Source organism: Anaerorhabdus sp., assembly GCF_036637135.1.
GTDB lineage: Bacteria > Bacillota_I > Bacilli_A > Erysipelotrichales > Erysipelotrichaceae > Anaerorhabdus.
The window spans coordinates 1-12,730 of record NZ_JAVWNC010000057.1; the positions used below are offsets into that span (position 1 = coordinate 1).

General features: G+C 33.7%; 12 protein-coding genes. 11 read left to right on the forward strand and 1 reads right to left on the reverse strand.

The annotated features are described in order from the left end of the window. Window positions 1-293: hypothetical protein (locus RR643_RS09485; RefSeq protein WP_442881417.1), on the reverse strand; the 293-nt coding region annotated here is incomplete at its 3' end. A 155-nt stretch (window positions 294-448) separates the two neighbouring features. Here RR643_RS09485 and RR643_RS09490 point away from each other — a divergent pair. The 11 genes from RR643_RS09490 to RR643_RS09540 form a co-directional block, all read left to right on the forward strand. Beyond that, window positions 449-1,141, forward strand: coding sequence for a flavodoxin family protein (locus RR643_RS09490; protein ID WP_332470238.1), 693 nt, complete (start codon window positions 449-451; stop codon window positions 1,139-1,141). Between the two features lie 149 nt (window positions 1,142-1,290). After that, window positions 1,291-2,319, forward strand: coding sequence for a heat-inducible transcriptional repressor HrcA (hrcA, locus tag RR643_RS09495; RefSeq protein ID WP_442878021.1), 1,029 nt, complete (start codon window positions 1,291-1,293; stop codon window positions 2,317-2,319). Continuing rightward, window positions 2,309-2,962 (forward strand): nucleotide exchange factor GrpE, encoded by a 654-nt coding sequence (gene grpE, locus RR643_RS09500; RefSeq protein ID WP_332470239.1) that lies wholly within the window; start codon window positions 2,309-2,311, stop codon window positions 2,960-2,962. Before hrcA ends, grpE begins: the two co-directional genes overlap by 11 nt. Before the next feature lie 11 nt (window positions 2,963-2,973). Continuing rightward, window positions 2,974-4,794, forward strand: a complete 1,821-nt coding sequence (gene dnaK, locus RR643_RS09505) for a molecular chaperone DnaK (RefSeq protein ID WP_332472527.1) — start codon at window positions 2,974-2,976, stop codon at window positions 4,792-4,794. Further along, the gene (locus tag RR643_RS09510; RefSeq protein ID WP_332483070.1) at window positions 4,754-6,049 is read left to right on the forward strand and encodes a polysaccharide deacetylase family protein; all 1,296 of its coding nucleotides are present in this window, start codon (window positions 4,754-4,756) and stop codon (window positions 6,047-6,049) included. The genes dnaK and RR643_RS09510 overlap by 41 nt, the downstream gene beginning before the upstream one ends. A gap of 13 nt (window positions 6,050-6,062) precedes the next feature. Further along, window positions 6,063-7,196: a molecular chaperone DnaJ gene (gene dnaJ, locus RR643_RS09515; protein ID WP_332469864.1), complete on the forward strand. Its 1,134-nt coding sequence runs from the start codon at window positions 6,063-6,065 to the stop codon at window positions 7,194-7,196. 70 nt (window positions 7,197-7,266) lie between these two features. Continuing rightward, entirely contained in the window at window positions 7,267-9,819 is a 2,553-nt protein-coding gene (locus RR643_RS09520; RefSeq protein ID WP_332469863.1) for an ATP-dependent Clp protease ATP-binding subunit, read from the forward strand. Between the two features lie 160 nt (window positions 9,820-9,979). After that, window positions 9,980-10,813: a hypothetical protein gene (locus RR643_RS09525; protein ID WP_332483071.1), complete on the forward strand. Its 834-nt coding sequence runs from the start codon at window positions 9,980-9,982 to the stop codon at window positions 10,811-10,813. 83 nt (window positions 10,814-10,896) lie between these two features. After that, a complete protein-coding gene (locus tag RR643_RS09530; protein WP_332483072.1) occupies window positions 10,897-11,583 on the forward strand; it encodes a dihydrofolate reductase family protein in 687 nt (228 codons plus the stop codon). 17 nt (window positions 11,584-11,600) lie between these two features. After that, window positions 11,601-12,233 (forward strand): lactate utilization protein, encoded by a 633-nt coding sequence (locus RR643_RS09535; RefSeq protein ID WP_332469860.1) that lies wholly within the window; start codon window positions 11,601-11,603, stop codon window positions 12,231-12,233. Window positions 12,234-12,245: 12 nt separating this feature from the next. Next, the coding region (locus RR643_RS09540; RefSeq protein WP_332469859.1) for a DUF5673 domain-containing protein at window positions 12,246-12,730 on the forward strand (485 nt) is incomplete at its 3' end.

Below are 12,730 nucleotides of genomic sequence, written 5' to 3' on the forward strand. Positions count from 1 at the left end.
AATCCAAGATAACCAAGTTTTGAAGAAATAATACGTGTATGATTTGTATCAACTGTTTTTTGTTTGAATGCAACTTTCGTTATTTCGATTACAAGGTAAATAACATAGCCAAACAATAATAATCCTGATACAAGCATGGGTGTATCATTGATAATAAATGAATATGTTGAAAAGTCAGTAGGTTCAACAAGACGCGAATTATTGAAGAGTACAGAATAGCCAACAGATGCGAGTAACATTAGAATAATGATGGATCCACCTAAGAGTAGGCTTTTAATTTTTTTCTTGCTCATAATTTTCTCCGCAGTGATATATTTGTCACTTTATGATACAAATATATCACTTTATAAAAAGTTGTCAATACTAATTGTGTAAAGTAATATAATAATGTAAAGAAATAAATGAAAATAGTACATACTTTCTACCGTATTATATGGAGGCATTGAATATGCAAATTACAATTATTCATGGGCAAAATCATAAAGGATCAACTTATCATATTGCAAAACAATTAGCGGATAAACTGGATGGTGAAATTACAGAATTCTTTTTGCCACGAGATTTTGATTCTTTCTGTGTAGGATGTAATACTTGTTTTGGAAAATCAGAATTGTTATGTCCACATCGAGAAAGACTTAATCCCATAACAGAAGCACTCGATAGAGCGGATGTCATTATTTTGGCTAGTCCAGTTTATGTCTATCATGTATCAGGTCCTATGAAAGTCTTATTGGATCATTATGGTTATCAGTGGATGGTACATCGACCAAATGAGCGTATGTTTTCTAAACAAGCTATTTGTATTTCAACGGCAGCAGGTGCGGGTATGAAAAGCACAAACAAAGATATGGCTGATAGTACTTTCTTTTGGGGAGTAGCGAAAACGTATAAGTTAGGGGTCGCAGTATTCGCTGTATCTTGGGATCGTGTCAGTGATAAGATAAAGGAAAAAATAGAAAAGAAAACAACCAACTTAGCAGGCAAGATCAAGAGAAATCATGGCAAAATAAAACCAACATTCAAAACAAGAGCTTTTTTCTTTATTATGCGTATTGTACAAAGAAAAGGATGGAATGAAGCTGATCGAGTTTATTGGCAAGAAAAAGGTTGGACAGGCAATATTCGACCTTGGAATAAGTGATAAAGTATATACAAAATAGCCTATGATAAAGGCTTTTTTAATTATGTGAAAAAAACCATAATGTTTTAGCACACATTTATTGACAGTGCTAAAAGAGTATGATATTGTATTAGCAGACATTAAGAATGAGTGCTAAAAAGGAGGTGTAAATGATGCTTACACAAAGAAGAGTTGATATCTTCAAAGCGATTGTTGATGAGTTTATTCAATCAGCAGAACCAGTTGGGTCAAAGACCTTAATGGAAAAGTATGATTTACCTTATTCTAGCGCTACCATCCGTAATGATATGCAGTTTCTAGAAGAAATGGGGTACTTAGAAAAGACACATACTTCAAGTGGTAGAATACCTAGTACACAAGGATATAAGTTCTATTGTGAAAATTTATTAGAAGCAAAACTTGACCCTAAAATGGAAATAGCAATTAAAGATTTATTTACAGATCGTCATTTGAATTTGGAAGAAGCAATTCTGCAAAGTTGTAATATGTTGTCACAAATGACAAACTTAACAACCGGGGTCCTGGGACCAGATGCATCCATGCAAAGATTAGAACATATTAAGATATTTCCAATCAATGAACGTAGTGCAGTCTGTGTGTTTATTACAGATAACGGACATACTGAAAATAGGACATTTAACTTCAGTGATGATGTATCAATTGAAGATATTGAGCAATGTTGTAGTATCTTGAATGATCGTTTAAAAGGAACATATGTTCATGATGTATTGGATAAGATGCAGGCAATTAAACCAATTCTTGCGGAACATGTGCAGCGACACGAGATGTTATTCCAAGCATTTATTAAAGCGTTTATGAAATTTGCAAGTGAGAATGTTTACTTCAAAGGACAAAACAATTTATTATATCAACCAGAATTTGCAGACATAGAAAAACTGAAACAATTGATGTCGATGTTAGAAAATCGTTCAATGTGGCGTCAACTTGGTAAACAATCTCAAGAACTTGTGGTTAAAACACAAGAAGGTTCTAAGATGGTATGGGTTGATGATGTAGCAGTTGTATCAAGTAAGTTTAGAGTTAGTGATAGCGAAGAGGGCGAACTAATGGTTGTAGGTCCATCAAGAATGGATTATGACAAAGTAGCTTCTCTATTAGAATATGTATCAAGCACGATTGAAGAATTCTATGGAAGTGGAGGAAAACATGGAAGATAAGAAAAAAGAAGAAATGGAACAAGAAGTAAATCAAGAACACGAGCATTGCGGGTGTGATTGTGAACACGAACATCAGCAAGAAGAGTGTTGTTGTGAACATGAACCTGGTCCAACTGAAGAACATTGCGAATGCAAACATGGACATGGACCAAAACACGAAGAACATCATCATGAGAAACATAAGAAACATGATGAAGCGAAAGAAATTGAAAAATTAAATGAAGAAATTAGTAATTTGAAAAATGAATATGCAAAAGCATATGCAGACACTGAGAATATGAGAAAACGTCTTCAAAGTGAATTTGAACAATCGAAGAAATATCGTATTCAAAGTTTTGCATTGGATATATTACCCGTTATTGATAACTTAGAAAGAGCATTAGAAACTCCTTCTACAGAAGAAACTGAAAGTTATCGTAAAGGTGTAGAAATGATTTACAATCAATTGATTCACGCTTTAAGTAAAGAAGGTGTTGAAGAAATTGAAGCACAAGGACAACCATTTGATCCAAACTTCCATCAAGCTCTAATGACTGAGCATGAAGATGGAGTTGAACCAGGTGTTGTTATTCAAGTATTACAAAAAGGATATAAATTAAAAGATCGCATTTTGCGTGCTAGCATGGTAAAGGTTAGCGAATAGGAGGAAATTATATGGCAAAAATTATTGGTATTGACTTAGGTACAACAAATAGCTGCGTTGCAGTTATGGAAGGAAAAGAAGTAAAAGTTATCACAAACCCAGAAGGTAATCGTACAACACCATCGGTTGTAGCATTTAAGAATGGTGAAAGAATTGTTGGGGACGCTGCAAAACGTCAAGTTGTAACAAACAAAGACACAGTAAGCTCAATCAAACGTTACATTGGTACAAATGAAAAAGTTACTCTTGAAGGTAAAGAATATACACCACAAGAAATCAGTGCAATGATTCTTCAATACATGAAGACATACGCTGAAGCTTACTTAGGCGAAAAAGTAGATAAAGCTGTTATTACAGTTCCTGCATACTTCAACGATGCTCAACGTCAAGCTACAAAAGATGCAGGTAAGATTGCAGGATTAGAAGTTGAACGTATCATCAACGAACCTACTGCAGCTGCATTAGCATTCGGTATTGATAAAACAGATGTAGAACAAAAAGTATTAGTATTTGACTTAGGTGGAGGAACATTTGATGTTTCTATCCTAGACTTAGCTGATGGTACATTTGAAGTATTATCAACAGCAGGTGACAACAAACTTGGTGGAGATGACTTCGATAATGTTATCGTTGATTGGATGGCTGCTGAATTCAAGAAAGAAAACGGTATTGATTTAAAACAAGATCGTATGGCTTTACAAAGAATGAAAGAAGCTGCAGAAAAAGCAAAGAAAGATTTATCAGGAGTTGTTCAAACTCAAATTAGTTTACCATTTATTAGTGCAGGGGCTTCAGGTCCATTACACTTTGAAACAACATTAACTCGTGCTCAATTTGACCAAATGACTAAATCATTAGTTGATCGTACAGTTGGACCAGTTCGTCAAGCATTAAGTGATGCAGGATTAACAAAAAATGATATTCATCAAGTATTATTAGTTGGTGGATCTACTCGTATTCCTGCTGTTCAAGAAGTTGTTCGTCAAGAATTAGGTAAAGAACCAAACAAATCAGTTAACCCAGATGAAGTAGTAGCAATGGGTGCAGCAATTCAAGGTGGAGTTATCTCTGGTGATGTTAAAGACGTATTGTTATTAGACGTTACACCATTATCATTAGGTATTGAAACGATGGGTAGTGTGATGACAGTATTGATTCCTAGAAATACAACAATCCCTACATCAAAATCTCAAGTATTCTCTACTGCTGCAGATAATCAACCAGCTGTTGATATTCACGTATTACAAGGTGAAAGACCAATGGCAAATGACAACAAAACATTAGGTAACTTCCAATTAACAGGAATTGCACCAGCACGTCGTGGTGTTCCTCAAATTGAAGTAACATTTGATATCGATGTTAATGGTATTGTTCACGTATCAGCATTAGACAAAGGTAATAACCAAAAACAATCAATTACAATCTCTGGTTCTAACGGATTAAGTGATGCTGAAATTGATAAGATGGTTAAAGAAGCTGAAGAACATAAAGCTGAAGATGAAAAACGTAAAGAAGAAATCGAAACTAAGAATAAAGCTGAACAATTCATTAACCAAATTGATGAAACATTAAAAACAGATAACGCTAATGTTACTGAACAACAAAAAGAAGAAGTTAAGAAACTTCGTGATGAATTACAAGCTGCAATTGATGCAAATGATATTGAAACATTAAAATCAAAAATGGAACAATTAGAAAAAGCAGCAAATGATATGGCTCAAGCAATGTATCAACAACAAGCACAAGGACAAGCTGGACCTGATCAAGGGCAAGCAAATACAAGTGCTAATGATGACAATGTTGTCGATGCTGACTTCACAGAAAAAAACTAAATTCATCAAAATCCTAGGAATCACTCTAGGGTTTTGTTGCCTCATTAGTCTAACGGGTTGTTCATCTAGTGAAAAAAACGATGAGCCGAAACAACCGACAAGTAACAATGTACAATCTGGTAGTAATGAGTATTCAAATACAAAAGTAAAAACAACAATGCAAACACCACTTTTCATTCTTGATAATGAAAAGTTGGTGGATGCAGGGTTATTAGAACCTAATGTTTATTTAGATATAGCAGAAGGTGATGCGATTCAAGGCGCAATCCCACTAAAAGATACAGGTTGGTATGTAAAACAAAGTGATGTAACAAATGATGGAAGATGGTTTAAGAATCAAACGCATTTGGTGCCCTTTGCTGAAGCAATTACTACGAATTCAACGTATCGCATAGAAGATGATTTTGGAAATTTACTAGGAACAAGTTCATCTAGTAATATTTATCAAGTATATGTAAAACCAAGTAGCGAAGATCCTCGCTATGGAGTACTTATTCAAAATAAAATTTATTTTATACCGCAAAGCGATGTGATGGAAGTCATGGAGAGAGCTGTTGAAACACCTGTACCAGAACTTGCTACATCGATACCGGTTATGATGTATCATTTTTTCTATGATGAATCAAAAGGGGAAACTCGAAAAGATGTAAATTATGTAGAAGTTAATGAGTTAAGAGAACAAGCAGATTATTTAGTAAATAATGGATTTGTATCACTAACGATGCGTGAGATTGAATACTTCATGGAAGAACGTGCTCAAGTTCCAGTAAATAGTTATGGTTTCACGATTGATGATGGGCATGAATCTGTATATCAATACGCCTATCCTATTCTCAAAGAGTATGGAATCAATGCAACTATGTTTATTATTGGTGGTTGGATGGAAACAACATTACCTTATGAATTATGGGAAATGAGAGAAGAAGGTATTGAACTTCAAAGTCATAGTTTCTTAATGCATCAAGGTGGATGTAAAGGGATGGGTCATGGTGGACGCTTACTTTGTGTTGGTCATGATGAAGGTGTTGCAGATACGGTTCAATCGTATGAATATGTCGATAATGGATTTGTTTATTGTTATCCATTTGGTGATGTAAATGACAATGCCATCGCAATTATGAAAGATTCTGGAACAAAACTTGCATTTACGACAGAGTTTGGTAAAATACAGCAGGGTATGGATGTGTTAAAACTTCCAAGAATCCGTGTAACTGGTGGTGCAGGTATCAATCAATATATTAATCATTTGAACTGAGGAGGGATGATATATGGCGAATAAAAGAGACTATTATGAAGTGTTGGGTCTAGCAAAAGGCGCTAGTGAAGCAGATATAAAAAAAGCATATCGAACACTTGCGAAAAAATACCATCCTGATATGAATAAAGATGCAGATGCAGAGGGTAGATTTAAAGAAATCAATGAAGCTTATGAAGTATTGAGTGATCCTCAAAAGAAAGCTTCTTATGATCAATTTGGTCATGCAGGAATGGAAGGTGCAGGTTTCGGTGGTGCTGGAGGATTCTCTGGTGGTGGATTTGATGACTTAAATGATATCTTCGGATCGTTCTTTGGAGGCGGTGGCGGATTTGGTGGTTTTGGTGGACAAAGCCAAGCAAGACGTAATGGGCCTCGCAAAGGACAAGATCGTTTCATGCAAATGAAAGTTGAATTCATGGATGCCATTTTTGGTAAAACTGAAACAATTAATTTAGGTGTTGATGAACAATGTAGTGAATGTTTAGGAACAGGAGCTCATAGTAAAGATGATGTTACTGTATGTCCTACATGTGGTGGTTCTGGATCTGTTGTAACACAACAAAGAACACCATTTGGTGTATTCCAATCACAATCGGTTTGTCCAACATGTAATGGTACAGGAAAGAGTATTAAACGAAAATGTAGCAAATGCGGTGGTAAGGGATATGAACACAAGCGTGTAAGCGTGGATGTAAAAATTCCTGCAGGTATTCAATCGGGTCAACAACTTCGTGTTCAAGGTAAAGGCGAACGTGGAGAAAACGGTGGACCTAATGGAGATTTATATATCGAAGTACTTGTAAAGAAACATGAATTCTTTACAAGAGAAGGAAAAAATATTTCAATTAGTATTCCTATTTCAAGTGTTGATGCAACACTTGGATGTCAAATTGATGTGCCTACAGTTTATGGTGATGTAGAACTTACAATACCAGCTGGTACACAAACAGGAACTAAGTTTAGATTAAAAGATAAAGGTGTAAAAGATGCACGTGGATCTGGTGACCAATATGTTATAGTCGATATCGAAGTTAATAAAAAACTATCAAAAGAAGAAAAAGAACTTTATAAAAAACTTCAAGACTTACAATCAAAAGGTGGTAAAGAAACTGTCTTTGATAAGTTTAAGAAGGCATTCAAATAAGGGTCAGTTGACCCTTTTCTAAAACGAAGTTATTAGCACTCTATATCAATAAGTGCTAAAGGAGGAAACGATGAACATTGAAAAAATGACAGAGCGACTTCAACGCGTATTAATGCAAGCAGCTAATCTAAGTCAAGAAATGAAAAACAGTGAGATTGCAACAGAACATATCTTGCATGAATTGTTACTTGATGATGGATTAGATGGCCTGTGGAAACGATTAGAAGTTAACAAAGAACCATTACTGACATTGGTTAATCAATACATGGAACGTTTGCCTAAAGTAGACCAAGTATCTCAACCAATGATGAGTAGGTATGTTGCGAGTGGGTATAACCAAGCGTTAGCATGGAGCCAAAAACAAGATGAAACGTATATGAGTACAGTAGCATTTCTAATTGGAATGTTATTCAACGGCTCAGAAGTTTCAAAAGCAATTATTGAAAAAACAAAACTAACAGAGAAACAAATTGAAAAAGTAGAACTAGAAAGACGAGGTGGAGTAAAGATGACTGAAATGAACATGGAAAATCAATTAGATGCATTAGAAAGATACGGACGAGATTTAGTTGAAGATGTAAAGTCGGGTAAAATTGACCCTGTAATTGGACGTGATGAAGAAATACGTCGTATTATTCAAATTCTATCAAGAAAAACGAAAAATAATCCTGTTCTTATTGGTGAACCAGGAGTAGGTAAAACGGCAATTGTTGAAGGATTAGCGCATCGTATTGCAAGTAATGATATTCCATTTGGGTTAAAAGACAAGAAAGTAATTGAGCTTGATATGGGAGCATTAATTGCAGGTGCTAAATATCGTGGCGAATTTGAAGAAAGATTAAAAGCAGTATTAAATGAAGTGAAAAAAGCAGAAGGAAATATTATTCTCTTCATTGATGAAATACATAATTTAGTAGGAGCTGGTAAAACAGAGGGTTCGATGGATGCTGCAAATCTATTAAAACCAATGTTAGCTCGTGGTGAATTGAAATGCATTGGAGCGACAACATTTGATGAATACCGCCAATACATTGAAAAAGATGCTGCTCTTGAAAGACGTTTTCAAAAGATACAAGTAGATGAACCATCAGTTGAAGATACAGTGTCCATTCTGCGTGGATTAAAAGAAAGATTTGAAGCACATCATGGTGTACAAATATTGGATGAAGCAATTATTGCAGCTGCATCTTTATCACACCGATACATTACAGATCGTTTCTTACCAGATAAAGCAATTGATTGTATTGATGAAGCATGTGCATCAATTCGTGTAGAGATAGATTCAATGCCACAAGAATTAGATGAACTCAATAGAAAAAAGATGCAACTAGAGATTGAAGCAACAACACTCAAGAAAGAAAAGAGTGATAAATCAAAACAACGTTTGAATGAATTGAATAAAGAATTATCAAGCATCAAAGAAGAATATAGTATTCTTGATGAAAAGTGGCGTGATGAAAAGAAGCGTCTGGATGATGCAAAAGTTGCTAAAGAAGACTTAGAACGTAAAAAACGTGAATTACAAAATGCTGAAAATGAAGGTAATTTTGAACTTGCAGGTAAATTAAAATATTCTGAAATTCCTGCGTTAGAAGAAAAGATTAAACAAGCATCAATTATAGACAATAACCGTATGTTAAAGGAAATTGTGGATGAGGAAATGATCGCAAAGATTGTAGCACGTTGGACTCATATTGAAGTGAGTAAGTTGATGGCATCACAACGTGAAAAGTTATTGCACTTAGAAGATATTTTACGTGAAAGAGTTATTGGGCAAGATGAAGCTTTACGACTTGTAACTGAAGCAATACTTCGTTCCAAAGCTCAAATTCAAGATGAGAATCGACCTATTGGTTCCTTCTTATTCTTAGGGCCTACAGGTGTTGGTAAAACAGAAGTGGCTAAAGCATTAGCTCAACAATTATTTGATGATGAATCTAAGATTGTACGCATTGATATGAGTGAATACATGGAGAAATTCAGTGTGTCTCGTTTAATTGGTGCTCCTCCAGGATATGTTGGATATGAAGAAGGTGGACAATTAACAGAAGCAGTACGTCGTAAGCCTTACTCAATTGTGTTATTAGATGAAGTAGAAAAAGCTCATCCGGATGTATTTAATATCTTACTTCAAATCCTAGATGATGGTCGTATTACAGATTCAAAAGGCGTTACTGTTGACTTTAAGAATACCTTAATTATCATGACAAGTAACTTAGGATCACAATATGCATTTGAACAAGATTTAGAATTAAGAAACAATCACTACATTAATGAAGTTAGTAAATTCTTTAAACCAGAATTTGTAAATCGTATTGATGAATTAGTTGTGTTTAATGCACTTGGTGATACAGCATTAGTTAAAATTGCTGATAAATTCTTAAATGAATTAGCACTACGTTTGAGTAATAAAGATATCCAAGTCGAGTTTACAACTCGTTGTAAAGCGAAGATTATTGAATGCGGTGTAGATCCGGTATTTGGGGCTAGACCTATGAAACGACATATTCAAAGAGCTATTGAAACATTACTTGCTAAAGAAATCTTGAAGGATCAATCACTTCAAGGAAAGACTTTAGTTGTGGATGTTGTAAATGATGAATATCATGTGACACAAAAATAAATAATTCAAAATATTTGTTTGCACCTGGAAGGTTTTCCAGGTGTTTTTATTAGAATGCGTTGAATCAAGGTATTTGATAAAAGTTTGATATAATCAAAATAGAGATGAAATGATTTCTTTCTGAGGTGATGATATCAAAAATAAAATAATATTATCTTTAGTGATTATAGGACTGATTGCTGTTGTATTCTCAACTTCAATTTTGATGAAAGATAATAAAACAGTAAGTCTATTTTCGTGGGAGAATCAAGTTTATCAAGAAAATCAAATCGATAAATTATTTGGTTTAATGAATCAATTATCTGTTACAAGATTGTATCAACAGTTTCCAAATGAAGGAATAAATACGAATGATATACTGACTTTACTTCAAAGGGCAGATGAATCAAACATTGATGTTTATTACTTAACTGGTGATGGTACTTGGGGTTTAGATGAAATGGCGGTTGATATGAAAACTAAAATTGATGAGATTGATATTCTAAATCATACAAGTGCAAAAGAATTTCCAATTAAAGGTATCTACTTTGATGTTGAAACATATTTAACAGAACAATGGATTCAAAATCCAAAGGAATCATTTAATAATTATGTAAACGCAATGGTAACAGGATATCGTTATGCTAAATCAAAAGGGTTAAGAGTGATTGTGTGTATTCCAAATTGGTTGGATGAAGTGAATATAGACTCATTAGATAATTTAATCCAATATGCGTGTGATGAAATCGCGATTATGAATTATGATAAACGAAATGAAATCAATGCAATCAAAGAAGAAGTACTACTTAGTAAAAAATATCATAAGAATTTAGAATGTATTTTTGAATTTCAAAAGGAAGGGTACCATCAATTAACTTCTAATGAAACCTATTATACAGATGGACTAGATGTTGCAATGCATAATTTTGATTTACTTCGAGATTATTATCAAGATGCTTCGATATCATTTGCATATCACTATGTAAATCCGTTGTATGAAATACTAGAAAGATGAGGAAACTCATCTTTTCTTGTGATAATTTGAACAATTGTTGTAATTTGAAAATATATTGTTACGATATAGAAAGAGGTGAGTATATGAAAAGACCAATTACAACATTATTTATGTTGATGTCAATTGATGGAAAGATAACAAGTGGTTCTAGTGATAGGTTAGATGCTGATCAGGATTGGAAATTAGTAAAGGGTGTTAAAGAGGGAATTCAGCAGTATTATGATTTAGAGCAATGCACAGATTTATGGTCATTGAACAGTGGTAGAGTTATGGCAAAGGTAGGTATGAATGAGAAAGAGAAATCGACTTTTAAAACACCAGTATCATTTGTCATAATTGATAATAAACCACATTTGAATGATAAAGGAATTGCGTATTTATGCAGTTGGTTAAAACAATTAATCATCGTAACTACCAACAAAAATCATCCCGCTTATACTTGCAATGAAGATAATTTAACAATTATATATCAAGATGAATTTGATGGTAAATTACTGTTGAACCATTTAGCTAATGAGTATCATGTAGATAGACTTACTATTCAATCAGGTGGAACGATGAATGGTTATTTTTTGAGAAACCAATGTTTTGATTACATTGATATTGTAATAGCACCAATTCTTGTTGGAGGTAAAGAAACCGCAACTTTAATTGATGGAGATTCAATTGCTTCAATTGATCAACTTCATTTATTGCAAGGTTGTCGCTTAATTAAGTCACAAACTTTGGAAAATTCATTTGTAAGATTATGCTATGAAGTATTAAAATAGAAATAGAGGTGGAAAAGATGGACGCAAACTTAAAAACGACAATCGAGAATCACATTGAAACTTGTAAAACAAAACTTGAAAGTCACAAATTTAAAGTAGATGTAGTGGAAAATGGGTATGAATGTCTTGAACTCATTGATTCGTTATTACAGGAAGGTGAAGTTGTGAGTGTAGGTGGTTCAATGACACTATTTGAAATGGGTGTTATTGATTACTTAGAGAAGAGTGATAAAATTACCTATTTGGATCGTTATCATGCAGAAGATCCATTTGAAGTGTTTCATCAAGCTTTAACATGTGATACATATATTATGAGTACTAATGCATTAACTATTGATGGACAACTTTATAATGTGGATGGTAATGGTAATCGTGTTGCAGCATTAACGTTTGGACCAGATCGTGTACTTGTGATTGCAGGATGGAATAAACTGGTAAAAGATATACCGAGCGCGATAGAACGTGTTGAACAAATTGCAGCGCCTGCGAATTGTGTGCGTTTAAACAAAACTACGCCTTGTGCATCACTTGGGCATTGTACAGATTGTTCACATCAACAAAGAATATGTGGAAGTAAAGTTATTACAACTGAATCTCACCTAAGAAATCGAATTCATGTTATAATTGTTAAGGAAGATTTTGGATATTAGAAAGAGGTAGTCATGGATTTTTTTAATTTAGTATTAACGGGAATATTTCTCGCAATTGCATTTTGGTTAAGTTTTAAATTGGTGAAAATGAAGAAAACTGTAAAAGTTTATGGTAAATTTCTTACACTAACTCGAATTATGTTCTTTATTGCACTTGTTTTCGCAATTATCACAATCTTTATATATTGGGGTAATGTTGGTGAAATGGTTCGTTCAGTGATTATGTGTTTTGCGATTTCGATGTTTATCTTATTACAAGATGGAATTACTGATGATGGGTTCTTCTTGGTAGGTAATTTTGTTGCGTTTAATGATGTAATTGATTATGACTATAAGAAAGAAAAGAATAAATTTATTGTGTTCTTCTCATATAAAGATGGAAAACAAAAGTCTGGAAGCTTCCAAACTGAAGTTGTTTTTGATATAAAGAAAGCAGACGAAGTTGAAAAAGAGTTGAAAGATAAGATTGGTAAAAAATACAGACGTATGAAAAAATA

Coding starts and splice junctions, on each gene's coding strand:
- RR643_RS09520 (WP_332469863.1), top strand. CDS start 7,267: ATGAACATTGAAAAAATGACAGAGCGACTTCAACGCGTATTAATGCAA.
- grpE (WP_332470239.1), top strand. CDS start 2,309: ATGGAAGATAAGAAAAAAGAAGAAATGGAACAAGAAGTAAATCAAGAA.
- hrcA (WP_442878021.1), top strand. CDS start 1,291: ATGATGCTTACACAAAGAAGAGTTGATATCTTCAAAGCGATTGTTGAT.
- RR643_RS09510 (WP_332483070.1), top strand. CDS start 4,754: ATGACAATGTTGTCGATGCTGACTTCACAGAAAAAAACTAAATTCATC.
- RR643_RS09530 (WP_332483072.1), top strand. CDS start 10,897: ATGAAAAGACCAATTACAACATTATTTATGTTGATGTCAATTGATGGA.
- dnaK (WP_332472527.1), top strand. CDS start 2,974: ATGGCAAAAATTATTGGTATTGACTTAGGTACAACAAATAGCTGCGTT.
- RR643_RS09490 (WP_332470238.1), top strand. CDS start 449: ATGCAAATTACAATTATTCATGGGCAAAATCATAAAGGATCAACTTAT.
- dnaJ (WP_332469864.1), top strand. CDS start 6,063: ATGGCGAATAAAAGAGACTATTATGAAGTGTTGGGTCTAGCAAAAGGC.
- RR643_RS09535 (WP_332469860.1), top strand. CDS start 11,601: ATGGACGCAAACTTAAAAACGACAATCGAGAATCACATTGAAACTTGT.